This is a genomic window from Caldimonas hydrothermalis, from assembly GCF_056746695.1.
In genome coordinates this window covers 1-23,558 of record NZ_JBWQXA010000016.1, presented here as the reverse complement: position 1 = coordinate 23,558, position 23,558 = coordinate 1, and the positions used below count along the sequence as shown (strand labels likewise).

Here is a 23,558-nt window from a genome sequence, read left to right as displayed (position 1 = left end):
CCTAAGCGTTCGTCAGGGGTCCGGTCGGCGGGAGCTCGGCGCGGCGGTGCGCCATCAGGGCGGCCAGGTCGCGCGCGTACAGCTGCGCCTGCTGAATGTCCATCTCGGGGGTGGCGTTTCGTGCCGGCGCGCCCGTGGGCAGGTCGATGAGGAAGTTGCGCAGGCCGTCCTCCATTTCCTCGCGCAACTGCCCGCCGTGCAACTCGACGATCTGCTTGCACAGGCGCAGGCCGATCAGATCCCGGGCGCTCAGGCGCGGCGCCTCGCCTGTGCGCGATCCGGCCGATGTCAGGTCGTCCAGGCGATCGGCATGGAGGCGCCGGGGCGCGAACAATCCGCAGTCGCGGAACACCACCAGCACCCGCGGTCCCATCTGGTGGTATTCGATGTCCACCGTGCCACCGGCCGGCGTGGCGCGGATCGCCGCCTCCAGGCATTCGATGAACACGCGCAGCAGCCAGGCGTGGCTGCCATACACAGTGGACAGCTGGACGTCCCGCGGGAAGCGCGTGAAACGCACCTGCACCGAACGGGACCGCGCCAGCGCCTCGACGTTCTTCCACACCTCGCGCACGAGATCCCACATGTCGATCCGGTCGTTGGACAGGAGCGATTCGCTCGACCAGATCTGCGCGAGATCGATCAGCTTGCTCAAGACGCCGCCGACCTCTTCCACCTCGTCGAACAGCGCCTCCAGCGCGTGGCGGTCCGGCGACTGACGGGCCAGCCCCAGCGCGACCGAGCAGCGCTTCCAGGGCTCGGAGAGGTCCGTGCGGATGACGGTCAGCAAGTTGTCCAGCCCAACGGCGGGCGCCATGTCGGCATCCACCGACACGAACACGGCGGCGTCGTCGCGTCCCAGCCCCTGCATCACGCGCAGCTTGAGCGTGCGCCCGTCGCCGGAGGCCGTGGGCAGCGCCAGCGGCAAGGCGGTGCGCCCGGCCAGCACGGCGTCGATCGCCCGGCGCAGCGGCCCATGCGGAACGGCCGCCTGCGGCTGCAACGCCGTCAGGGACGATGCCTGCGCGTTGATGTAGCGCACTCTCGAATCACGGTCCACCCAGATGAAGCCGCAGTTCAGCGACTCGAACAGGGTGAAGAGGGTCTTCTGCATGGGGGGCCTGGTTGGCAAGTGTCAGTACGCTCATTGTTATCATTTTGATCATCTGGTGCAAGATGCACCGGCCTGGGGATCGCCTGAATCGGCATTAATTCACGCATGGCGGCCGCGAGCGCGCTGAAACTCCTCGACGAGCCCGAGGTTTCGGCACCAATATTGCCAATTCCTGCAAAAATGCAGAGATGGCCATCTCTGACGCTACTCCTGCGAGCGAGCACTACACCACGCTGGAGGTGGCGCGATTGCTGGGCATGGCGGTGCGATCCGTCCAGCTCATGGTGGACCGCGGCGAGCTCGAAGCCTGGAAGACCCCCGGCGGGCATCGGCGCATCTCCCGCCATTCCGTGCAGGCCTGGATGGCGGCGCGCCAGGGCGCGAGCCGACCAGCACCGCTCGACGAGACCTCCTCCGCCCGCAGTGCCCCGCCTGCGCCCGCCTCGCCGCGAGCGCGGGTGCTGCTCATCGAAGATTCCGCCCACTACCAGAATCTCGTCAGCCTGCTGGTGCGCCAGCAGTTCCCGCAGGTCGATCTGCGCGCGGTCGACGACGGGATCGCCGGGCTGGCCTTGTACGGCCAGTGGCAGCCGCAGATCCTGATCGTCGACGTCCTGCTGCCCGGCATCGACGGTGCGACGCTGATCACCAGCCTGCGCTCCCATCCGCAGTTTGCCCAGAGCCAGCTCATCGTGATCACCGCGCTGGACGAAGATCAGCGCGGGCCCTATGCCTTCGCCCTGTCGGGCGTGCCCGTGGTGCACAAACCCCGTCTGGTGATGGACCTGCCGCCCCTGCTGCAGCACGCCCTGGCGGCGCAGGCGCCCCGGGCGCAAGACCCCGCCTGAGGCACCGAGATGGCGCGCAACCGGGTCGTCGTGGTCGAAGACGACGCGGCCCTGCGCCGCTTCGTGGCCTTGGCGCTGGCCGACCTGGACGTCGATCTGGTGCAATGCGCCGACACGGCCCAGGCGATGGCCGCACTGCAAGCCGCGCCGGCGCGGCTGGTGATCACCGACCTGATGATGCCGGGCGAGCCCGGCTACGTGCTGATCGAACGGCTCCGTGCGGACCCCGCCCTTCGCGCCGGAGCCCGCGTAGCGGTGTTCAGCGCCGGCTTGACCCCGCCCGTGCAGCAGCGGCTGGCGGCGTTGGGCGTCTGGCGCTTCCTCGTCAAGCCGGTGTCGGTGGAGGCGCTGGAGCGCTGCGTGCTCGATGCGCTCGCGGATGGCACTGACGAGCCCCCCTCGCCGAAGCTCCCCATGCCCTCATCTGGCGACCGCTGCGGGCCCGCCCGTGCCGTGACGGCGCACTTCGGCGGTGACCAGGCCCTGTACGACGCATTCCTCGCAACGTGCCGCCTCCAGTTCCAGGCCGACCTGGAGCAGGGCGAGGCATTCCTGCGGACCCGGGATGCCGACGGGCTCCGCCGGCTGGCCCACAGCCTCAAGTCGGTCTTGCTGACGCTGGGGCATGAGGCGGCGTCGGCCCATGCCCACTCGCTGGAAGACGCCTGCGCCGGTGCGGCGCCCTGGCCCGACATCCGTCACTTCTGGCTGGTCGTGCATGACGAACTGGCCGCCCTGGCGGCACGCTAGCCGCCAGCCCGTCCATCAGCGGGGAACCCCATCCGGGGCGTGAGTATTTCACGCTTCTCTGACGAGGCGCAAATGATAAATCCGAATCATTCGACATGATTCGTCTGCTCGTATCATTTTTATCGTTTGAAGCATACGAAAGGCTCTCCCATGAACGCCAGACTCACCGTCCGATCACAGTTGCTGGTTCTCAGCGGGCTCTTCATCGTCCTGCTCGCCGTGCTGGGCGGGATGGCGGGCTACATGGTGAAGAAGGAAAGCGACGCCATGCAGGACCTGTACCGGGATCGTGTCGTCCCGCTCAGGCAGCTCAAGGTCGTGGCCGACCTGTATGCCGTCAACATCGTGGATACGGCGCACAAGGTGCGCGACGGCACGATGACGACGTCCGACGGCCTGGCATCGATCGCGCAGGCACGCAAGGCGATCGCCACCGAGTGGCAGGCCTACACGGGCCACCAGCTCGTCCCCGCGAGGTCGAGCTGGTGGCGAAGATCCGGCCGATGCTGGAGGCGGCCGATGCAAGCATCAACGACCTGGAGCAGTTGCTGCGCTCAGGCGACCGGGATGCGCTGACGCATTACACCGCCCAGCGCATGTACCCGGTGCTGGATCCCTTGCAAGGCGTGATCGCCGATCTCGTGCTGGTGCAGCAGGACATCGCCGGCGCGATCTACGAGGACAGCGTCGAGCAGGTTCGGCTCACCCTGTTCACCGTGGCTGGCGTGCTGGCGGCGGCAATCGTGCTGGGTGGGCTGGTTGCCGGCTGGATCATCCGCGAGCTCACGCGCGCGCTTGGCGCCGAACCGCACGAGGTCAAGCGCGTGGCCGAATCCGTCGCCGCCGGTGACCTGTCCCTGCACATCCCCCTGCGTGCGGGCGACACGAGCAGTGTGATGGCGGCCATGAAGTCGATGGCCGCACAGTTGCTGGACGTCGTGCAGTCCGTGCGCCAGAACGCCGAGAGCGTGGCCACGGCGAGCGCGCAAATCTCGCAGGGCAACTCCGACCTGAGCAGCCGCACCGAGGAACAAGCCTCGGCCCTGGAGGAGACCGCTGCGTCGATGGAGCAGCTGCAAAGCACCGTCAAGCAGAATGCCGACAACGCCTCGCAGGCCAACCAGCTGGCGCAGTCGGCGAGCACCGCCGCGCACAAGGGCGGCACGGTGGTGGGCGAGGTGGTGGGCACGATGAAGCAGATCGAGGATGCCTCGCGCCAGATCGTCGAGATCATCAGCGTGATCGACGGCATCGCCTTCCAGACCAACATCCTGGCGCTGAACGCCGCGGTCGAAGCCGCCCGCGCCGGCGAGCAGGGTCGCGGCTTTGCGGTGGTGGCCGGCGAGGTGCGCACCCTGGCGCAGCGCAGCGCCGAGGCGGCCAAGCAGATCAAGACCCTGATCACCGCCAACGCCGAGCGCGTGGAGGCCGGCTCCCAGCTGGTGGGCCAGGCCGGAGATTCGATGAACGAGATCGTCCAGTCCATCCAGCGTGTGACCGACATCATGGGCGAGATCACCGCGGCCAGTCGCGAGCAGTCATCGGGCATCTCGCAGGTGGCTGAAGCCATGAGCCAGATGGACCAGACCACGCAGCAGAACGCCGCGCTGGTGGAAGAGAGCGCCGCCGCTGCCGAGAGCCTCAAGCAGCAGGCTCAACAGCTGTTGCAGGCTGTCTCGGTCTTCAAGCTTGAGCGGGGCGCTGACACGGCCACCCCTACCAGCCAGCGTACCGCACCAACGCCTTCACCCGCGCGCGCGGACAACGTCAAGCCCTTGAGCTTCGCAAAGCGTCAGCCGGCATCCTCTTCGTCGGCCTCCGCCAGCAGGACGGGCACCGACAACGAATGGACCGGCTTCTGAGGAGCACGAGATGGGCATGATGGAACACATCGAAGACCTCGCCAACATCGCGACCGACGCCTCGCAGCCAGCCGCTCCCGGTCAACGCGTTGAATTGCCTCGCGAATTCCTCACCTTCCGGGTGGGCCGGGAGGAATACGCCATCGACATCCTCGTGGTGCAGGAGATCCGCAGCCATGAGCCACCCACCCGCATCGTGGGCGCTCCTGCCCACATCAAGGGCGTGATCAACCTGCGCGGCGTGATCGTACCGATCGTCGATCTTCGCGTACGCCTCGGTTGCGATCAGATCGTCGACAAGCCAACCACGGTGTGCATCGTGCTCAAGCTGGAAAACCGCATGGTGGGCGTGGTGGTGGACGGCGTCACCGACGTGAGCGAACTGCCGGCGGAATCCATCAAACCAGCCCCGGAGATGGCTTCGGCCATCGATGCCACCTTCGTGACCGGCCTGGCCAAGCTGAACGACCGCATGCTGATCGTGCTGGACATCGTCAAGATGGTGAACGCCCCCAGCTTCGGCTTGTCCCACTGAATTCAGAAGACCCTGAGGGCGTTCATGCCTTGAAGATCCCCTGGTGCGCCTGCCGCAGCAGGTTCTTCTGCACCTTGCCCATGGTGTTGCGCGGCAGTTCGGCCTGCACGAACACGCGCTTGGGCACCTTGAAGTTGGCGATCTGGCGCTTGAGCTGCGCGACGATGGCCTCGGGGTCGGGGCTGGATCCGGGCTTGGGCACCACCACGGCCACCACGGCCTCGCCGAAGTCGGGGTGGGGCACGCCGATCACCGCGGACTCGGCCACGCCGGGCATCTCGTTGATGTAGCCCTCCACTTCGGCCGGATAGACGTTGTAGCCTCCGCTGATGATGAGATCCTTGCTGCGGCCCACGATGGTGAGGTAGCCCTTGGCATCGAAGCGGCCCACGTCGCCGGTCTTGAACCAGCCGTCGGGTGTGAACTCCTCCTTCGTCTTTTCGGGCATGCGCCAGTAACCCTTGAAGACATTGGGGCCGCGCACCTCGATGTTGCCGATCTCACCCACCGGGCAGCGCAAGCCTTTGTCGTCGACCACGCGCACCTCCACCCCGGGCAGGGGCCGGCCCACCGTGCCGCCCACGCGCTCGCCATCCTCGGGCTTGCACGGGTTGGACGTGAGCATGATGGTCTCGCTCATGCCATAGCGCTCGAGGATGGTGTGGCCGGTGCGCTCACGGAATTCGTTGAAGGTTTCCAGCAGCAGCGGGGCCGAGCCGCTGATGAACAGGCGCATGTGGCGGCAGGTCTCGCGGCCGAAGCCGGGCTCGCCCAGCAATCGCACGTACAACGTGGGCACGCCCATGAAGACGGTCGCGCGCGGCAGCAGCTCCATCACCCGCTTGGGGTCGAACTTCGCGCACCACAGCATCTTGCTGCCGTTGAGGAGCGCGCCATGCACCGCCACGAACAGGCCGTGCACATGGAAGATGGGCAGGGCGTGCACCAGCACGTCGCCGGGCTGCCAGTCCCAGTAGCTCTTGAGGGTGAGCGCGTTGCTGAGCATGTTGCCGTGCGTGAGCATGGCGCCCTTGCTGCGCCCCGTGGTGCCGCTGGTGTAGAGGATGGCGGCCAGGTCGTCCTCGCCCTTGACCGCGATCTCGTGCTCGTCGCTGTGGTGCGAGGCGCGCTCCAGCAGGGTCCCGGTGCGGTCTTCATTGAGGGTGAAGACGTACTTCGTGCCGGCCTGGAAGGCCAGCTTGCTGACCCAGCCGAAGTTCTTGCCCGTGCACACCACCACGCTGGGCTCGGCGTTGCCGATGAAGTACGCCAGTTCACTTTGCTGGTAGGCCGTGTTCAGCGGCAGGTACACGTAGCCGGCACGCAGCGTGGCGAGGTAGAGCATCAGCGCCTCGACCGACTTCTCCGTCTGCACCGCCACCCGCGCGCCCTCGGGCAGGTCGAGCGAGGCCAGCAGGTTGGCGATCATGGCCGTGCCGCGGTCGAGGTCGCGCCAGGTGTAGTACTGGCCGTCGTCGGTTTCGATGGCGGTGGCGTCGAGCTGGGTCGGGAAGGCCGCGCGCAGGGCCGCGAACAGGTTGTGGTTGTTCATGGTGGGGTGACGGGGTTCGAGGATCCGGTGAACTGGGGCTCGCGCCGGTCGATGAAGGCCATCACGCCTTCTCGATGGTCGGGGTGGGAAGCGTAGCTGAAGTGCTCGCGCCGCCAGGCCGCATCGAAGGGGCGGCCCAGCGCGATCTGGCGCAAGGTGCGCTTGTTCAGGCGGGCCGCATGGGGCGCCAGGGCCGCGATGCGCCGCGCGGTGGCCGTGGCCTCGGCGGCCACTTCCGCATCGTCCACCACCCGCTGCACCAGGCCGCGCTGCAAGGCGGTGGCCGCATCGAGCAGCCGGCCCTCCAGCAAGATCTCGGCGGCGGTGCCGGGGTCGAGCACGCGGCTGAGCACGGCCAGCTCGTCGGGCGCCATCGGGAAGCCCAGCCGGCCGATCGGGGCGCCGAAGCGCGAGCGGTGCCCGGCGATACGGATGTCGCAGCAGGCGGCAATCTCCAGCCCGCCGCCCACGCACACGCCGTCGATCTGCGCCACCAGCGGCACCTCGCAGTCGAGCAGCGCCTGCAGCGCCGGAGCCACGATGTGCTCGTGGAAGTGCTGCAGGCTGTCCACCTCGAAGCGAAAGCCCGGCAGCTCGTCGATGTCGGCCCCGGCGGCAAACACCCCGCCCGCCCCGCGCACCACCACGGCGCGCAGGCCGGGCTCGCGGTGGTGCCAGTGCACGAACACCTCGCGCAAGGCCTCCCACATGCCCACGCTGATGGCATTGAGCTTGCCTGGGTTGGCCAGCTCCACCACCTGCACGCCCGGCAGATCGGAATGGGGGCTGACGAGGATGCGCCCGCTCATGCGCCGCTTCAGTCGAGCTTGGCGCCCGAGGCTTTCACCACTGCGGCCCAACGCTTGATTTCGCTGTTGACGAATTTGCCGAAGGCCTCGCCATAGAGATCCGGCGTTTCGGTGCCCATGTTGGTCCACGCTTGCTTGAGCTCGGGGGTGTTCATCACCGCCTTCATCGCCGCAGCCATCTTGTCGACCACGTCCTTGGGCGTGCCCTTGGGCGCCCACAGCGCGTACCAGGTGGACACGACATAGTCGGGCAAACCGGCCTCCACCGTGGTCGGCACCTCGGGGAAGGCGGCCGCGCGCTTCGGTGCGGCCACGGCAATGGGTTTGATGCGTCCGCTGCGGATGTGGGCAGCCGACGAGCCCAGCCCGTCGAAGGCCATATCGACCTGCCCGGCGATCAGGTCTTGCAGCATCGGGCCGGCGCCGCGATAGGGGATGTGCGTGATGAAGGTCTTGCTCTGGATCTTGAACAACTCACCGGCCAGGTGGTGCGAGGAGCCATTGCCGGCCGAGCCGTAATTGCGCTTGCCCGGATTGGCGCGCAAATCGGCCAGCAGCTCGGGCAGGGTGTTGGCCGCCACCTTGCCCGGATGCACCACGATCACCTGCGGCACATTGGACACCAGGCCCACGGGCACGAAGTCTTTCTCGATGTCGTAGTCCAGCTTGGGATACACCGAAGGCGCGATCGCATGATGCGAGCCGCCCATGAAGAAGGTGTAGCCGTCGGGCGCGGCGCGCGCGGCAATGCCCGCGCCCACGGTACCGCCCGCGCCGGCCTTGTTGTCGATCAAGACCTGTTGGCCCAGGTGCTTGGTCAAGGCCGCCGACAGCGGGCGCGCGAACGCGTCGGTGCCGCCGCCGGCCGGGAAGGGCACGATGATTGTCACCGGCTTGGTCGGCCAGGCGCCCTGGGCACAGGCCCAGGGGGCGGCCAGGCCCGTGGCAGCCAGGGCCGCTGCGGCCGCCACGGCGCGCAGGCTCTTGCGTCGAGAAAGCATGGTCATGGTCTTGTCTCCTTCGTCAAGACGGTTGTTGTGCAATCAAAGCAGGCGCTGCAGGGCTCGCGAAGCCACCACCTCGCCATGGACGAAACGCTCGTGATGGTCTTCGATGTGGCGCAGATCGTAGAGGTAGTTGACCATCAAGCCCAGCGATTGCTTCAGCCCCTTGCGCGACAAGTCGCCGGCCCAGTTCAGTCGCTCCAGGCGCGCGCCATTGCCCAAGTGGAACTTGGCCACCGGATCGCCGCGCGGCGTCACCGACTCATGCGCCAAGTAAAAAGCCGCCAGGGTGCTCAGCGCTTGACGCAGCGGCTCGCTGGCCTGGGCCGGCTGCAAATCCGCCAAAGCCGCCGGCTCGCCGCCATGCTGCACCATGGCGGCCAAAGCCTTGAGCAGCCGCTCCTTCAGCTTGGGCGGCAAGTCCTCACGCTCGCGCAGGCCTGGGGCGTGCTTGTGCAGCCAAGCCGTAAAGCCAGGAATGGGCGAGAGCGTGCAAAACGTGCGCAGCTGAGGAAACTCGCGCTGCAAATGCTCGGCCACACGCTTGATGAGGAAGTTGCCCAGCGACACGCCCTTGAGCCCCGGCTGGCAGTTGCTGATCGAATAGAAGGTCGCCACCTTGTACTGGCGCTCGTCGGTCTGTGGTTGGCTGCGCACATCGATCAATGGGCCCACCGCGGCCGGCATCTCGTCCACCAGGGCCACTTCCACGAAGATCAGCGGTTCGTCCGGCAGCTGCGGATGGAAAAACGCAAAGCAACGCCGATCCGGCTGCAGGCGGCGACGCAAATCGGCCCAGCCGTCGATCTCATGCACCGCCTCGTGCTGGATGATCTTCTCCAGCAGCGCCGCCGGCGAGCGCCAGTCCACCTGCTCCATCTGCAAAAAGCCCGGGTTGAACCACGAGGACAGCAGGTGCAGGAAATCGGCCTCCACCGCGGCCAGATCGGGATGCTGCTTCAGCAGCTCCAGCAGGGTGCGGCGCATGCCCACGATCACCGCGGTGCCGCCGCGGGCGCGGTTCAGGCGGCGCAGCAGCTCCTGGCGCGGCGGCTCGGCCGCCTGGATCAGCGCCATCAAGCGCGTGGCCTCGGGTGCCTCGGCATAGCGCTGCGCGGCCTCGAGCACGGCCTGCGGATGGGGGCCGAACTCGCTGTCCAGTACCTTGAAGAAGGCCAGGCGCTGCTCGGCCGTCAAGCCCGCGTACAGGTCCAGCACCTCCTCGGCGATGGCCACGCTGTTCGACTCGCCCCGCTCGGACAGCAGGCGTCGGCAGCCCTCCACCACCTCTTTCAGCAAGCGGGCCTGAGCGCGTGGCGAGCGCTGCGGCATCAGGCCGCGGCGGCCCGTGCCGACAGAACGAGACAAGATCATCATGGGGCCTCCCGGGGGGTTGAGGGGGGGATGTGGGCCGGACGTGCGGCCCCGGACTCGGCCGCACGCAGCGCCTGCAGGGCCTGCAACTGGGCCATCAGGTGATCGTGCATCAGGCGCTCGGCGCGGTGGGCATCGCGACGCACCAGCGCCTCGATCAAGGCCCGGTGCTCGGCGATCGAGGCCTCCAGCCGCCCCGGCCAGTGAAGCTGGCGCCCGCGCAGCATGCGCATGAACTTGCGCAGCTCGTTGGTCGCCCGGTCCAGCCAGCGGTTGCCCGCTAGGGCCTGCACACGGGTGTGGAACGCATGGTTGGCGCGGTAGTAGCCGTTCACATCGCGGGCGGCGGCGTACAGCTCCAGGTCCTCGTGCAGACGCTGCAGCTCGGCCAGCTCGGCGTCGGTGGCGCGCAGCGCCGCCTCGTGCGCGCAGCGCCCCTCCAGCAGCGCCATCACTGGAAAGAGCTGCTGCGCATCGTCCTCCGACAGCTCGACCACCTGACAGCCGCGACGCGGCACCGCCGTCACCAAGCCTTCGGCGGCCAACACCTTCAACGCCTCGCGCAGCGGGGTGCGGCTGATGCCCCACTCGGCCGCCAGCGCCTTCTCGTCCACCCAGGCCCCCGGCGCCAGCCGGCGCTCGAAGATCAGGGTGCGCAGCCGCGCCGCGACCTCTTCGTGCAAGGTCGTTGGTCGAATCGCGCTGTGCAGCTCGCCAAGATGGGTCATTGATCAGCCCGGTGCCGGCCCCATGCCGGTGGGTCTCTACTGACAATAGATCAAAAATCAATAATTACAAATTACCCATAAACCCTGACGACCGCCGCGACCCCACCGGCCGCCGCAGCCGTGGCCGCACCTCTTCGCTCGGTGTGGTGGTCTCCAGATCCGGGGGGGCGGTGGACAGGTCCTCCAAGGCGTGGCGCCCTCCGGATCGGGGGATGTGAGCACCCGCTGCGCTCTGGTGCATTCAGTGGCGCGGCCCTATGCTTGTCTCACCCTTCACCGGAGCGACCGCATGCCGCACGAACGCCTGAGCGACCACATCACCGCCACTTACCTGAGCCTGCGGCTGGGCATCGCCGTGCTGTCCATCGGCCTGCCGCCGGCCCTGGTGCTCTTGGGCGTGCTACTGGGCGGCGTGCCCCTGCAGGCCTCGATGAGTGCGTACTACCACGCCGGCGAGGGCGCCGTGCGCGATGTTTTCGTGGGCACGCTGTGCGCGGTGGCGGCCGGCTTGCACTTGTACAAAGGCATCACACGGCTGGAAAACCAAACCCTCAACCTCGCGGCCTTGCTGCTGGTGGGCGTGGCCCTCGTTCCGATGGCCTGGGACTGCGGCGCCACCTGCCCCAAGGTGTCGCTGCACGGCACGTTCGCGGCCCTGTTCTTCGTGGCCATCGCCTACGTGTGCATTTTCCGTGCGTCCGACACCCTGAGCCTCATCCGCGACCCGGCCCTGGCGCGGCGCTACCGCCACACCTACCAGGGCCTGGGCGTGGCGATGATCCTCGCCCCGGCAACCGCCGGCGTGCTGGGCTGGTGGCTCGAACAAGGCTCGGGGCAACGCTGGACCCTGTTCCTCGTCGAAGCGGCCGGTGTGTGGACGTTTGCGGCCTACTGGCTCGTCAAAACCTTCGAGATGCGCCGCACCCATGCCGACACCCTGGCCGCCGAAGGCCGCCTGGCCGTGCCCGAGCACGGGGTGGGCGATGCGTTCAAGGCGCTGGAGGTGCAGACGCTGGCGCGCCCCGTGTGAGGCGCGCGCAACGCCCCTCAGTCGATGTGCAACGGCGCAAACCCTTTGACCAGCGCGTCGATCGCCTTCATCTGCGCGAGGAAGGGCTCGAGCTTGTCCAGCGGCAAGGCGCTGGGGCCGTCGCACTTGGCTTGATCGGGGTTGGGATGGGCCTCCAGGAAGAGGCCGGCCAGGCCCACGGCCATCCCCGCGCGGGCCAGTTCGGCCACCTGCTGACGGCGCCCGCCCGAGGCCGCGCCGCCGGGGTCGCGCTGCTGCAGCGCATGCGTCACGTCAAAGATCACCGGCAGGTCGCCCGTCACCTTCTTCATCACGCCAAAGCCCAGCATGTCCACCACCAGGTTGTCATAGCCGAAGCAGGTACCGCGGTCGCAGACGATGATCTGCTCGTTGCCCGCCTCGCGGAACTTCTCGACGATGTGCTGCACTTGCGAGGGGCTGAGAAACTGCGGCTTCTTGATGTTGACCACGCGGCCCGTGCGCGCCAGCGCCACCACCAGATCGGTCTGACGCGCCAGGAATGCCGGCAGTTGCAGCACATCCACCACCTCGGCCACCGGTTGGGCCTGCCAGGGCTCGTGCACATCGGTGAGCACCGGCACGCCGAACTGCGCCTTCACCGCCTCGAAGATCTTCAGGCCTTCCTCCAACCCCGGGCCGCGGTAGGAATGGATGGACGAGCGGTTGGCCTTGTCGAAGCTGGCCTTGAACACATAGGGGATGCCCAGCTTCGTGGTGACGCGCACGTACTCCTCACAGGCGCGCAAGGCCAGGTCGCGCGACTCGAGCACATTGATGCCGCCGAAGAGGACGAAGGGGCCGTCGTTGCGGCAGAAAATGGACGGGGTGATGGCAACCATGGCGGTGTTTCACGAGTGACATGCAGGCCGGGATTGTCTCATTGGGCTGCGGCGGCGCAGGCGCTCGGCCCAAGCCGGGATCTTGGCACCGGGGGGGTTACTGCCGCGCTGACGCTCGCGCGCTCGCACGCGCTGGCGCCTCGGCCACCGTCGCGCCGATCTGCGGTGACGCCACCACCTGCATGGGCAACGCGCGCCAGCCCGGCGCGCCCCCCCCCTCGGCGGCCTCCAGTGGAACCGGTTGGCTGATCACCGACGGCCATTGCGTGGCCTCCTCGGTGTCTGGCACCGCGACGGGCCCCTGCGGCAAGCCGGGCAGCCGGCCGTAGAAACTGCCATTGATCTGGTTGGTGCGCAACAAATAGTGGCGCAGCCGCTGGTACAGCGCTTCGTCCACCCGCCCCGGCTCGCGCCAGAACCGGGCCAGCGGCCCGGCATGCACCAAACCGTCGATCGCGTAGAAGCACGCCCCCAAGGTGAGCACTGGCACCTTGTGATAAAGCGCTTGCAAGCCCACCGTGCTGTTGACCGTGACCACCCCCCGGGCGTGGCGCAGCAAGGTGGGCAAATGCACATCGTGTACATACAGCACCCGGTCTTGCAGGCCCCATTGCCGTTGCCTTTGGGCGATGTGGCGCGCGTAGCAACGGTAGGCGCGGTCCATCGGGTGATGCTTGATGACCAACCACTCGTCGGCCGGCGCGTGCCGGGCGAAAGACGCCATCACCTCATCGATCACCGCCTCGACGCTGGGATACGGCGAGTAGTGCTGCATCTGGCTGTCGTTGTGCACCTGCAGCGGCAAGACGAAATAGCGCTTGTGACGCTCTTGCGCGCACAGACGGGCCCACACGTCGCGCTGCGTCCAGCCATGCCAAAGCTTGCGCCAGCCCCCACGCAGCCAGGCCAAGGCCTGCGTGAGCGGATGCAGCGGACGGTGATACACATGGTGCGCAAACACCGGCCGCGCCACCCACATTGCCACGCTGTAACACGTGGCATACCAAGCCATGCGCGCAAACGAGGCGGCCACCGGCTGCGGCCGCGAAGCAGGGGGCTCGTCGGGCATGAAGCGCAGCGCCTCGGCGCTTTTGGGCACCGAGGACAAGCCGTTGACGCCCCCTTCCTCCAAAGTGATGTAATCCGGCCGCAAATAACCTTCTTCGAACACGAACACCGGCAGGCTCAGCCGCGCCGCCACCGCCCGCGCCAGCTCGTGCACCGGGCGGTGCTGGCCAAACAGCACCAAGGCATCGATACGGTGCAAGACCACGAAGGACGCCAGCCAGGCGTCCAAGTCCTCATGCCGGCCACGGTAGGCGTAGGCGCGCGCGCGGCGGTAAAACCACTGGTCCCCGCCGTTGAAATTGACTTTGTACGGCTTGGCGCCTTGCTGCTCCAGCCAAGCGGCCAGCCGCGCGAAAAACGGCCCCATGGGCCCTTGCAGCAGCAAGGGCCGGCGGTGTTGCAGCAAGCGCCGCAACATCAGGGGCACGGGCGCGGGGAGGTCGAGTGGGTACGTCATCGAAGGCGGAAAAACGCAAGGGCGCCACACTCAAGCAGCGCCCGTGCCAAGGCGGCCATTCGCTGAGCCGCGCAAAACTGTATTGTCCCCTATGCAGCCGGCGGGCCGCCGGGGCCTTCCCCCGCAAGAGGGTGTCGAATTGCGAGATCCGTCACAAAGCGCATCACGTGGCATGCGGGGCCCTCGGTCAGCGCTGGCGCCAGGCCAGCACGCGGCGCAAGACCCAGCGCCACAGCGGCAAGCGCGTAGGCCCCTGCCGCTTCCATGCCAGCAGCTCGTCGAGTGCGCGCTCTGGCGTGGTGAACGCGCCGGTGGTGCGGCTCACATAGGTGGGGTACAGAATCAACACGGCGGCCACCAGCTCATCGAGCGTCAGGCAGCGGCCCCGCCGCGGCAGCCGGTGATGGTCGCGCGTGAGGCCCCAGCCGGCGTAGAAGGGGCAGCCATAAGTCACCACCTCGCGCCCGCGCAGCAAAGCCTCGAAGCCCGCCAGCGAGGTGAGCACATGCACCTCATCCACCTGCACCAGCAAGCCATCCATCGGCACATCCACCACGATCTCGTCGCAGTAATGCCGCACGTCGTTTTCGCCTTGCCCGGCACGGCGCAGCTTGGCCACCACATCGGGATGCGGCTTGTACACCACATAGGCCTCGGGTGCGGCCGCCCGCACGGCTTGTAACAACGCCAGGTTCGTGCGCAAGCCCGGGGCACCCAGCGCAATGGCCGCATCACTTTCCACCTGCCCCGGCACCAACACCACCCGACGGGCGGCTGGCGGGCGCGTCCAGCCCCCCCGGCCCACGTTGTACTTCGTGATCCCCTGCTCGATGATGCGCTCACGCAAGGCGCGGGCCCGCGCCAGCAAAGCCGGCTCGAACACGGCCGTGGCCAGCAGGTGCTCCAGGTCCGACGGCGCGCCGGCGTCGTAGTAGATGCCGCGCCGGTCCATCACCCACGACAAAGGCCGCACCAGCTCCGCGCCCAGCCCCACCGAGCGCAAAAAGCCGTCCTCCAGCCGCACCAGCGCCAGTTCGCGCGGCGCGGCCAGCGGCACCTCGCGCCGCCCCCACACCGCCAGCGTGCCCCCCGGCGGCACCTGCTCGGCCTGCTTGATGAACTTGACCTCACTGCCACCGAAGAAAGCCCGCACGATGGGCTTTTTCCAACGCGAAAAACCCAGCGCATGCACCTGCGGCGGGAAGCGCTCGCGCATGCGGCGCTGCAGCGCCATCCAGGCCATCAGCCGCTCCGGCTCGCAGCGTTGGCCGGTTTCGGGGTCGAGGTAGCGCGGGTAGTCCACCAGTGCGGCATGCACCAAATCCTCCAGCGCCACGGGGCGGCGGCGGCCGGGCGCCGGCTGTTCATCGGCCGTGAGCCCCCAGCCGGCATAAAAAGGCATGCCAAAGCAGCGCACCGGCCGGCCCCACAGCAGGGCCTCGAAGCCCATTTGCGAAGTGACGCTGTACACCGCTTGCGCCGCCTCCAACACCCCACAAGGATGCGCATGGCTGGCCAACACCTGCACCCGCGCCGCCTGCCCCGGCGTGAGCCGCTCGAAATGCCCGCGCTTGCGCCCGGCGATCACATCGGGATGCACCTTCAGCACCACCGGCAGGCCGGGGTGCTCGTCCAAGGCCGCCTCCAACATGCGCGCAAAATCGTCCGGGCTGGCCTGGCCAAAGGCAATCGACGCATCGCCGAACGTCTGGTCCACCACCAGCACGAAAGGCCCTTGCACCGGCGGCGGCGCCTCGCGGGCGAGGTTGTATTTCGACAAGCGCCCCTCGCGCCACAGCGCCTGCAGCGCCCTCGCGCGGGCGCGCTGCGCCTCATCGTGCGGGGCCTGCACCCAAGCCTCCAGCCGCGAGGGCGTGCCAGCGTCGTAGTAAATGCCCAGGTCGTCCAGCACCAGCGACAGCGGCGGCTCGGCATCGCCCAGGCCCAGCGAGCGCAAAAAGCCATCCTCCACCCGCCACACCGGCAAGCCATGGCGGGCCGCAAACGCCTCGGCCACGCGGGCGCTGGGTTTGCGGCCCCAGGCCAGCACCGCGTCCAACCCATCCGGCGACGGGCGGCGCGCCCGCACCAGCTCGGCATCGTCAAGCAAGGCCGCCAGCGTGGCCACCCGCTGAACGCCGCGGGTGAGCACAGCCAGGCGGCGAGGCGGAGCAAGACTATCGGTTGTCACTCGGCAAACATACGTTCGAGGCGCCGTGCGGATTTTTTCCTTTGCCGTGGCACGGATTCCGGGGAGCAGGTCAGCCGGCCTTCTGCGATGCACCCCGCTCTCACCCGGTAGCACACCGGCGCAGAATCGGGGCTGCACCTGCGACGATCCCCCTGCCCATGTTCCTTCACCTGCGCCGCCCTTCCCGACCGACCGCCGCTGCCTACCGACCCGAGGCCACCCGCTGGCTGGTACTGCAACAGGGCCCCAATCCCTCCACCGACTATTACATCCGCCCACGGGCCACGGCCAGCGGGCTGCCGGTGAGCTACCGCGATATTGACGCCGACATCCCCACCCCCGCCGACCTGAGCCCCGGCACCCGCGTCGTGATCGTGCGCTATCTCACCCCAGCTTGGGCCCAGGCCCTCCATCGCCACCATGCACAACTGGCGGCGGTGGTGTACTTCATGGACGACGAACTGCTGAACCCGGCTGCCTGGGTGGAGCTGCCCAAATCCTACCGTCAGAAGCTCGTGCGCTACTGCCAGCGCATGCACCCCTGGATCGACGTGCTGGCCACCGAGTACTGGGGCTCCACCGCCGCCCTGTGTGACGCCCATGCGGACCGCCACATGCAACTCGTACCACCGCAGCCGCTACCCGAAGATGCCCATATACAACCTACCCCCTGGACGCCCGACGGGCCCCTGTGGGCCTTCTATCACGGCTCGGCCGCGCACCGCGCCGAGATCGAATGGCTGCGCCCCGTGGTGGCCGAAGCGCTGGCCCAGAACCCCCGCCTGCACTTCGAGATCATTGGCGACCACGAGGTGAACAAGCTCTACCGCTCACTGCCCCGCACCCGCGTGCTCCACCCCCTGAGCTGGCCCAACTACCTGAGCCACTGCCGCAGCTTCCGCGCCCACATCGGCCTGGTGCCGCTGCTGCCCGGCCCCTTCAACCTAGGGCGGTCGCACACGAAGGTGTATGACGTGCAGAGGTTGGGGGCGAGGGGGGTGTTTGCGGATAATATCGCTTACTCAGCAATCACGGGGGAATCCAGCCCGTCTGCTTTTATCCCGATGGAGCAGGCATCTTGGCTACGTGCCCTGCAAGAATTTTAGCCTAGGCTTTAAGTAGTGTACCAAACGGCGCACCCACTCGCTTCCAACGGAAACCAGCACTCTCGAGATCGCGGAGATCCTTTAAACCCTCTTTGACCAGCCTGCTCCAATTGTATATCTCGCGAAGCATAGTATAAACATAGGCGACCTCTTCATAGGCAAATTCATTTACGAACTTGTAGTTTGACGCTAGACTTTGTGAGTAAGCAAGAACCTCGCTCGCCTCATTTTGGAGAGAGCAAACCTCACTCTTGAGTGCTGGGTTGGCTGCTGCTATCGACAATCGCAACAAATTTGATTTTACGATGTTCGTAAAAGGCTGGCCATGCTTGATAGCAAAAGGAAGGAGCGCGTGCACGGGATCGAGAGCCAAGAACGCCGCCTCCTTTTCATCCCGGCACAGATGAAATGCCCCGATCGCGAGTGAAGTGCTTATAAACCAGCGGCAGCTTGAGAAATCATTCTTAGGGCACAAAAGTTTTCGAGCGCTGTGCGCCACACTCAATAAATCTTTTGGAGAGACAATATTTGTCCACGTCGGTTCTGTTGCGCGGTAAAGCAAAACAACAGCTGCAGCAGCTCGGACAAAGGGATCGTCGAAGTGATTCAATGAATAAAATGCGAGCCTAGCGAGTAAAGCAGGGTCTTTAATTCTCGTCGATGGCTCTTGTACGTTGCGCCAAAAGGCATCAATGTTTTTTATATACTCAAGCTCCGGTAGACCTAGCCCACCTTCCAGGCTCGCTGATGCCTCAGCCTGTAGTTGAGGCTGATTCTTAAGCCTGTTAGATGAGGTCTCAGACATGATCATCCCCTACTAAAATTACAAATTTTATAGCCCGACAGCAACCTCTAGTACTCCATGCCGGCATCAAGCAAATCGGCGTGATGGTCGGAACAAGTGGCATGATCGGTCGGACGTCGAATAGTTTTGCGCATTCCATCCCCTGCTCGTTGGTTGGCGCTGATTTTTGAAAAGCCTTGCCCCAGCCCAATACATTGCCAGCAGGAACGTGAATGCCATCCACACCATCGCGCACCTTTTTCCCCACCCCACCGATATCGCTCACCAGCGGCGGCCACCCGCACCTAACTGGATCAACATGGGTCAGTTTTTCCACCAGATGGAAGGTACGACCAATCAGGTACATCACTTGCTGCGTCACTTGCTAACTGGCTAAGTAGTCGCAAATGAGCGCCTGCACAAGCCGCATACGTCAACGGACGTCGGATACCGTCAACAAGTTGCTGCCAGGCCGAATCAGCACTGGCCGCCTGCTTCAACACCCGCGCCCATTCCATCTTGTTGCCAGCAGGAACGTGAATGCCATCCACGCCATCTCGCACCTTTTCCGCCATCCCACCGATATCACTCACCAACAACGGCCTCCCACACACAAAGGCCTCCTGGATCACCATGGGTGAGTTTTCCCACCAGATGGAGGGCACGACCACCCAGTCTACCCCGGCCATGCGGCGGCGCAGCTCGTGGGGCTGGTAGGGGCCCACCCACTGTACCACGCCTTGCTTGACGAGAGGCTCGCGCAAGGCCTCGATCTTCTGGCGATACGCCTCGGGCTGCCATTCGAGGTTGGCACCGTGCACTTCGAGCACGATCTTCTTGCGCTCGGCCTTGGGCAGCTCGTGCAGCGCCTGCAGCAGCACGTCCAGGCCCTTGTAGGGGTTGATCTGGCCGAAGAAGCCGAAGCGGTTGCGCGTTTCGCCTTCGGCCAGCGGACGGGGGGGCAGCGGCGGTTCGTCGGACTGGCCGTTTTCGATCACCACGATCCGCTCGGGCGCCAGCCCCCACTCGATGTAGCGCTGCCGCAGGAATTCGGACGGCGCCACGAACTGGTCCACGAACTTGAAGTGGCTCATGAAGTAGTGCTTGCGCAGCCAGAAGTCTTCAGCGGTTTGCTGCGGGAAACACTGGCGGCACTCGTCGTAGCTCTCGCGGCTGCACAGCTTGAAGCTGCCCGTCTTGATCATCTGGCCATTGTTGCGGCAGATGGCCATGTATTCGTGCAGCGTCATCACGATGCGGATGGAAGGGTCCACCTGCTTGATGACACGCAGGTACTCCAGCCCCAGGTGTGCGTAGTGGTGGGTGTGCACCAGGGTGGGTTTGAGTGCTTCAACCAGATCTCGAAACTTTGTTACTACGGACCCGATATCTGATGCTTTGAATGTGGTCCCGTGATAATCGGCAACGGATTGTTCCCATAAGTACTCGTTTGTTCGGCGCATTGATAAAGCACCGGCTGCCCCGCGCCCTCGGTCCGCGCGCGCAAGAAACCATGCGTCTTCTACATTCTCATTTGCTCTATATGCCTTGTAGAGGTTGTAAGCGGCAATCTCGCCGCCGCCCAAGCTGAAATCCGGATGACTATGAGCAATCACCAGAATACGATGAGTTAGATTCATGATTATTTCCTCCCGAGCGACTCAATAAGTGCAGGCCAACGCTCTTGATGTCTGATGGCGTTATAAATAGTAACGCGCTGCCTGAAGTCGTCCTGCCCCAATAGCCTAAAAGACTGACGCTCTAAATGGGTCAGTTGTACGCTCGGGAGATATGCAATATCAAAGCCTGCGCTGCGCAACTTGAGGCAAAGGTCAGAATCCTCAAAATCGCCGATGAGGTAACCTGTATCCCACCCTCCAATGGCGTCAAAATCGCACTTGCGCAACATAATGCAAGCACCTGTTGCTGCGGGAACAATTGTCACGCTGCTTGCTGGGTCCAACGAGGGGTCTAAACCTGCTCGTGGATGGTGATTGACCCACACCCCCAGCTCATCCAGCCGTAAAAACTCCATACCGCAATGTTGTATAGAACCGTCAGCAAACGTGAGCCGAGGTCCAACAGCGCCTATATTCGGGTTTTGCTTCAGAATTTCTAGCATCGCTAGCAGCCATCCCGGTGCCTGGGGAAAGGCATCGCTGTTGAGGAACAGCAGGTGTTCACCCCGGGCTTGTCGGGCCCCCAGGTTGTTGGCCCCCGAGAACCCGCGATTGACGCTGCCCCACACCCAGGTGAACGGGAGCCGGTAGAGCCTGAAGAGGGCCTCGGCCTGCGCGGCAAAGGGTTCGACCAGCTTGGGGTCATCCACCACATAGATGATCTCGGCATGTGACTGCAGCCAGGCATCTTGTGCGAACTCGATGAGTTGGTGCTCGACGAAATCGGTCCGTCCGTACAGCGGGATGATGAGGCTGACCAGCGGCCGCTCCACGGCCGCGCCCAGCCGCTTGACGTGCACGGGCAATTTGTCCCACATGTCTTGGCGGTACTGGATGAGGGGGGCCAACACGGGTTCGTCCACGATGCCCACCCTGCGATGCATTTCTGACAGTGGACAAAACACGCTGAAGAGCAATCGCGCAGCGGCCACGGGGTCCGCGGGCAGGGTGCCGCAGCTCGTCTCGCTGAGCAAATGCACGCCCGCCTCGGACAGCGCCTTCAAGCGCAGCCTGGAGCCGGGCTTGAGCCCGGGCAAGCGAAGGACGAAGCCGGTCTCAGTAAATGCGTGCGGGAACGCGTGACCGAACGCGTCGGCGACGTCCTGCCGGTAGCGGCGATAAGCCTTGTCGAAGGGGTAAGTGTGGCCCGCATCGTCTTCAAGCCAAACCTGGGTGCCTGGCGTATGCACGAGCCAGCCCCAGGCCACGCCTTCTTCGGTTTGAGCGCACGCCGACGCTCCTTCCAAGTAAGCGCGGGCGTTTTCGCACGGCGTCGTGGATGACGGCAACTGAGCGACCAGGTCTTTCCACTCGTCGGTGTGGGGTCGGAATGCAGCGCATAGCAGGGCCAGCGCCGAGCCCAGCGGCGCTTGCATCCCGTCGCGCCACTTGGGTTGGGTTTCGAGCACCAGCGGTTGCGATGCGGTTTCGGCTTGCCCGTGTTCACGCCAACACAAGGTCACGGCATCGTCGCCGGCCGATTCGGCCACGAGCACGAACCCCAGATCGGCGCCGGACGGGAGGTTGAAGTGTGTGGCGACGTCGGGCCGCGGCACGGCCTGCCGGCGCACCTGGAGCACACGGCCGGCTGCGCGCAGGCCCAGCTCCACGCCCGCAGTCGACCAGCCGGCCACCACGGTGAGGCTGCCCAGGCGGTAGGCGAGATCGACCTTGATCTGGCCGGTGGAGCCATTCTTGCCCAGTGCAAGTGGCTTTGTCTGAACATCTGGAGCGCCCGAGGCCCCAGGCGCCTCATTGAGCTTGCTGTTCGTGTTTCGGAAAAATGACAACTTATCCACTCCTGTCTTGGCAGTTTGTCTTGTAGTCGGTTCCTATGCTGCCCGTATCCTGCTTCCTCCGGGGAAGGGCAAAGGGCCAGAGAGCTCTCCAGTCGTCTCGATAGCGTAAACCTCGATGCTGTCGATCGAAGATTGAAAAACTTCTGTTGATAAACTCAGAATAAAGCCGCACTCCAGGTCAATCATGGGGTAGTGAAGTCTAACGTCGGGTCTGGCAATCCTCTGGCAGATATTTATGGCGCAGGAAATTTCACCGGCCTTGATCATCAAGCGCTCTGTCGGCGCGCCAGTTGGGCTGAAAGCCCACCCTCGTACCTGTATCTCGTTATTGTGAACGTGAATCTCATCGATATGCCCGTGTGTGCGCGAAAATGGCGCAAAATGACTTGCGATGCTGTCCTTGGGGCGTGGTGGATGGTAACCTTTGCTCTCCAAGTCTTGTAATATGTGGCGCATTTCTTCGTGCACCTGGGTTTGCCAATATTTGGAGACTGGATCACGTGTGTCGTTTCTGTCATAAGCTCGAAAATAGCTCTCGTCCTTAATCCGGGTCAGCGATGCAGCACTCCCATTACGTTGCTTACGGGTCGAGAACTCCTCTCGTGACTTGACAATATAGTGGTTTAGCCGCAGCCCTGTCCACACAACCTCTTGGCTAAGACCAGGGCCATGTCTTTCGTGAAACTGTACGTTTTGGCCGTTCGTGTGCACGTAGCGCCATCCGGGTTTCAGTTCGAAATGATGAGGGTTTCGGGCTTGCCCAGCGTACGCCGCCATTCGCAGAATGGTCTTGTAGTGGAGGTTGGGTTCAAACGACTGGAGAGCTCGACGCGTAAACCGCTCGATGACCAGCCCGGCGGCGTGGTTAGCAAGCCACGACGATCCATAAATGGCCCAGCTCATGGCCACGGCGCCCACGCCGGGACGTTCGCCCAAGCAGGCCAGCACGTCTTTGGGGCCGATGTCATCACGCTCGGGCATGATGAACTCGTCCGCATCGATCACCGCCACCCAGTCTTCGGCGGCGGCGTGGCGTCCGAGGATCTCGGCGTAGGCCGGCATTTGAGGCGCCTGCCCCGGGGGCGAAGGAAAGGGGATGCGCTTCACGTAGCCCAGCTCGTGCAGCGCCTGCAGCAGCTCGGAGGTGCCGTCGTCGCTGTCGTTGTCGGCGATGTAAAAGGCGTCCACGCCGACCACGCGGTGGTGGGCGAGCCACTCCACCACGTAGGGGGCTTCATTGCGGAAGATGGCCGCCACGGCCAGGCGCGGCAAGGGCCGGGGCGGTTGACCAGGGGGTTCGAGAGCGGTGTTCATGCGGTCAGGGCTTCGGCGCGGTGGGACGCTGCCACAGGCGCGAGAGCAAGGGAGTAGTCCTCTCGCTCACGGGTGAGGTTGGGGTTGTAGGCAGGGTCGCGCTGTAACACGGCGCCCCAGCGGTTGAGCATGACGTTGACTTCGCCGACGAAACGGGCCCGCTTTTCGGGGCTGGTGTCGGCGCCGCGGCTCACGGATTCATGGTGGTAGAGCTCGGCGTGCGGCGTCCAGAGGTTGCGGTAACCGGCCTCGCGCACCTTGAGGCACAAGTCCACGTCGTTGAAGGCCACGGGCAGGCCTTCGGCGTCGAGCCCGCCCACACGGTCGAACACTTCCTTGCGCAGCACCAGGGCGGCGGCGGTGACGGCGCTGGGGTTGTATATGGTCCACAGCCGGCCGAAGTAGCCGGGCTCGTGGCGCGGTGTGCGGCGCAGCGCGTGGTTGGCCACGCCGCCCAGGCCCAGCACCACGCCGGCGTGCTGAACGGTGTCGTCGGGGTAGTAGAGCTTGGCCCCCACGCAGCCTACGTCGGGGCGCAGGGCGTGGCTGACCATTTCCTCGAGCCAATCGGGCACTTCTCGAAACCTCCCTCCCCCTTGCAGCCCATGAGCCGGCATGATGGCGCCCATGATCACCCCGCGCATCAAGCCCTCGTCCTTCTGGCGCTCTCAGCCCGGCGCAGACCTGTTCGTGC

General features: G+C 65.4%; 22 protein-coding genes. 7 read left to right on the top strand and 15 right to left on the bottom strand.

Annotated elements, in window-relative coordinates; translation table 11 throughout:
- Position 1 precedes the first annotated feature (1 nt).
- Positions 2–1,114, bottom strand: a complete 1,113-nt coding sequence (locus AC1ECW_RS15415) for a sensor histidine kinase (protein WP_481202197.1) — start codon at positions 1,112–1,114, stop codon at positions 2–4.
- A gap of 188 nt (positions 1,115–1,302) precedes the next feature.
- Between AC1ECW_RS15415 and AC1ECW_RS15410 the strand changes: the two genes are divergently transcribed.
- The 5 genes from AC1ECW_RS15410 to AC1ECW_RS15390 all read left to right on the top strand — a co-directional run bounded on the left by AC1ECW_RS15410 (position 1,303) and on the right by AC1ECW_RS15390 (position 5,109).
- On the top strand, positions 1,303–1,962 hold the full coding sequence (locus AC1ECW_RS15410; RefSeq protein ID WP_409662935.1) for an excisionase family DNA-binding protein: 660 nt from the start codon (positions 1,303–1,305) through the stop codon (positions 1,960–1,962).
- A gap of 9 nt (positions 1,963–1,971) precedes the next feature.
- Positions 1,972–2,712, top strand: coding sequence for an Hpt domain-containing response regulator (locus AC1ECW_RS15405; protein WP_409662938.1), 741 nt, complete (start codon positions 1,972–1,974; stop codon positions 2,710–2,712).
- A 150-nt stretch (positions 2,713–2,862) separates the two neighbouring features.
- On the top strand, positions 2,863–3,288 hold the full coding sequence (locus tag AC1ECW_RS15400) for a Tar ligand binding domain-containing protein (protein WP_481202196.1): 426 nt from the start codon (positions 2,863–2,865) through the stop codon (positions 3,286–3,288).
- On the top strand, positions 3,198–4,574 hold the full coding sequence (locus AC1ECW_RS15395; RefSeq protein ID WP_481202195.1) for a methyl-accepting chemotaxis protein: 1,377 nt from the start codon (positions 3,198–3,200) through the stop codon (positions 4,572–4,574). Before AC1ECW_RS15400 ends, AC1ECW_RS15395 begins: the two co-directional genes overlap by 91 nt.
- Positions 4,575–4,584: 10 nt before the next feature.
- Positions 4,585–5,109, top strand: a complete 525-nt coding sequence (locus AC1ECW_RS15390) for a chemotaxis protein CheW (RefSeq protein ID WP_481202194.1) — start codon at positions 4,585–4,587, stop codon at positions 5,107–5,109.
- Positions 5,110–5,131: 22 nt separating this feature from the next.
- On the opposite strand, the gene AC1ECW_RS15385 is transcribed toward AC1ECW_RS15390, so the two are convergent.
- Genes AC1ECW_RS15385 through AC1ECW_RS15365 form a run of 5 tightly spaced genes read right to left on the bottom strand, consistent with a single transcriptional unit; the run spans position 5,132 to position 10,576 of the window.
- Positions 5,132–6,661 carry a malonate--CoA ligase gene (locus AC1ECW_RS15385; protein ID WP_481202193.1) on the bottom strand — a complete coding sequence of 510 codons (1,530 nt, stop codon included), beginning with the start codon at positions 6,659–6,661 and terminating at the stop codon, positions 5,132–5,134.
- Positions 6,658–7,470: an enoyl-CoA hydratase/isomerase family protein gene (locus tag AC1ECW_RS15380; RefSeq protein ID WP_481202192.1), complete on the bottom strand. Its 813-nt coding sequence runs from the start codon at positions 7,468–7,470 to the stop codon at positions 6,658–6,660. Before AC1ECW_RS15380 ends, AC1ECW_RS15385 begins: the two co-directional genes overlap by 4 nt.
- A gap of 8 nt (positions 7,471–7,478) precedes the next feature.
- Positions 7,479–8,471: a Bug family tripartite tricarboxylate transporter substrate binding protein gene (locus AC1ECW_RS15375; protein ID WP_481202206.1), complete on the bottom strand. Its 993-nt coding sequence runs from the start codon at positions 8,469–8,471 to the stop codon at positions 7,479–7,481.
- 42 nt (positions 8,472–8,513) lie between these two features.
- A complete protein-coding gene (locus AC1ECW_RS15370; protein ID WP_481202191.1) occupies positions 8,514–9,851 on the bottom strand; it encodes a malonyl-CoA decarboxylase in 1,338 nt (445 codons plus the stop codon).
- The gene (locus AC1ECW_RS15365) at positions 9,848–10,576 is read right to left on the bottom strand and encodes a GntR family transcriptional regulator (RefSeq protein WP_409706101.1); all 729 of its coding nucleotides are present in this window, start codon (positions 10,574–10,576) and stop codon (positions 9,848–9,850) included. The genes AC1ECW_RS15370 and AC1ECW_RS15365 overlap by 4 nt, the downstream gene beginning before the upstream one ends.
- Before the next feature lie 289 nt (positions 10,577–10,865).
- On the opposite strand from AC1ECW_RS15365, the gene AC1ECW_RS15360 reads away from it, so the two are divergent.
- Entirely contained in the window at positions 10,866–11,606 is a 741-nt protein-coding gene (locus tag AC1ECW_RS15360) for a hypothetical protein (RefSeq protein ID WP_409706098.1), read from the top strand.
- Between the two features lie 17 nt (positions 11,607–11,623).
- Here the strand turns inward: AC1ECW_RS15360 and kdsA are convergent, their stop codons facing one another.
- From kdsA to AC1ECW_RS15345, 3 genes are all read right to left on the bottom strand, one after another.
- Positions 11,624–12,466: a 3-deoxy-8-phosphooctulonate synthase gene (gene kdsA, locus AC1ECW_RS15355; protein WP_409706096.1), complete on the bottom strand. Its 843-nt coding sequence runs from the start codon at positions 12,464–12,466 to the stop codon at positions 11,624–11,626.
- A 97-nt stretch (positions 12,467–12,563) separates the two neighbouring features.
- Positions 12,564–13,991, bottom strand: coding sequence for a capsule biosynthesis protein (locus AC1ECW_RS15350; protein ID WP_481202190.1), 1,428 nt, complete (start codon positions 13,989–13,991; stop codon positions 12,564–12,566).
- Between the two features lie 187 nt (positions 13,992–14,178).
- On the bottom strand, positions 14,179–16,143 hold the full coding sequence (locus tag AC1ECW_RS15345; RefSeq protein WP_481202189.1) for a capsular polysaccharide biosynthesis protein: 1,965 nt from the start codon (positions 16,141–16,143) through the stop codon (positions 14,179–14,181).
- 197 nt (positions 16,144–16,340) lie between these two features.
- Here AC1ECW_RS15345 and AC1ECW_RS15340 point away from each other — a divergent pair, with 197 nt between their 5' ends.
- Positions 16,341–17,288 carry a glycosyltransferase family protein gene (locus tag AC1ECW_RS15340; RefSeq protein ID WP_481202188.1) on the top strand — a complete coding sequence of 316 codons (948 nt, stop codon included), beginning with the start codon at positions 16,341–16,343 and terminating at the stop codon, positions 17,286–17,288.
- 1 nt (position 17,289) lies between these two features.
- On the opposite strand, the gene AC1ECW_RS15335 is transcribed toward AC1ECW_RS15340, so the two are convergent.
- The 6 genes from AC1ECW_RS15335 to AC1ECW_RS15310 are packed head-to-tail and all read right to left on the bottom strand — an operon-like array spanning position 17,290 to position 23,508.
- The gene (locus AC1ECW_RS15335; RefSeq protein WP_481202187.1) at positions 17,290–18,093 is read right to left on the bottom strand and encodes a hypothetical protein; all 804 of its coding nucleotides are present in this window, start codon (positions 18,091–18,093) and stop codon (positions 17,290–17,292) included.
- Positions 18,086–18,409: a hypothetical protein gene (locus AC1ECW_RS15330; protein ID WP_481202186.1), complete on the bottom strand. Its 324-nt coding sequence runs from the start codon at positions 18,407–18,409 to the stop codon at positions 18,086–18,088. The genes AC1ECW_RS15335 and AC1ECW_RS15330 overlap by 8 nt, the downstream gene beginning before the upstream one ends.
- Positions 18,387–19,712, bottom strand: a complete 1,326-nt coding sequence (locus AC1ECW_RS15325) for a glycosyltransferase family 4 protein (protein ID WP_481202185.1) — start codon at positions 19,710–19,712, stop codon at positions 18,387–18,389. Before AC1ECW_RS15325 ends, AC1ECW_RS15330 begins: the two co-directional genes overlap by 23 nt.
- A 2-nt stretch (positions 19,713–19,714) precedes the next feature.
- Complete coding sequence (locus tag AC1ECW_RS15320; protein ID WP_481202184.1) at positions 19,715–21,541, bottom strand: glycosyltransferase; 1,827 nt, start codon at positions 21,539–21,541, stop codon at positions 19,715–19,717.
- 42 nt (positions 21,542–21,583) lie between these two features.
- Positions 21,584–22,864, bottom strand: a complete 1,281-nt coding sequence (locus AC1ECW_RS15315) for a glycosyltransferase family 2 protein (protein ID WP_481202183.1) — start codon at positions 22,862–22,864, stop codon at positions 21,584–21,586.
- Complete coding sequence (locus AC1ECW_RS15310) at positions 22,861–23,508, bottom strand: glycosyltransferase family 2 protein (RefSeq protein WP_481202182.1); 648 nt, start codon at positions 23,506–23,508, stop codon at positions 22,861–22,863. Before AC1ECW_RS15310 ends, AC1ECW_RS15315 begins: the two co-directional genes overlap by 4 nt.
- Between the last annotated feature and the right edge of the window lie 50 nt (positions 23,509–23,558).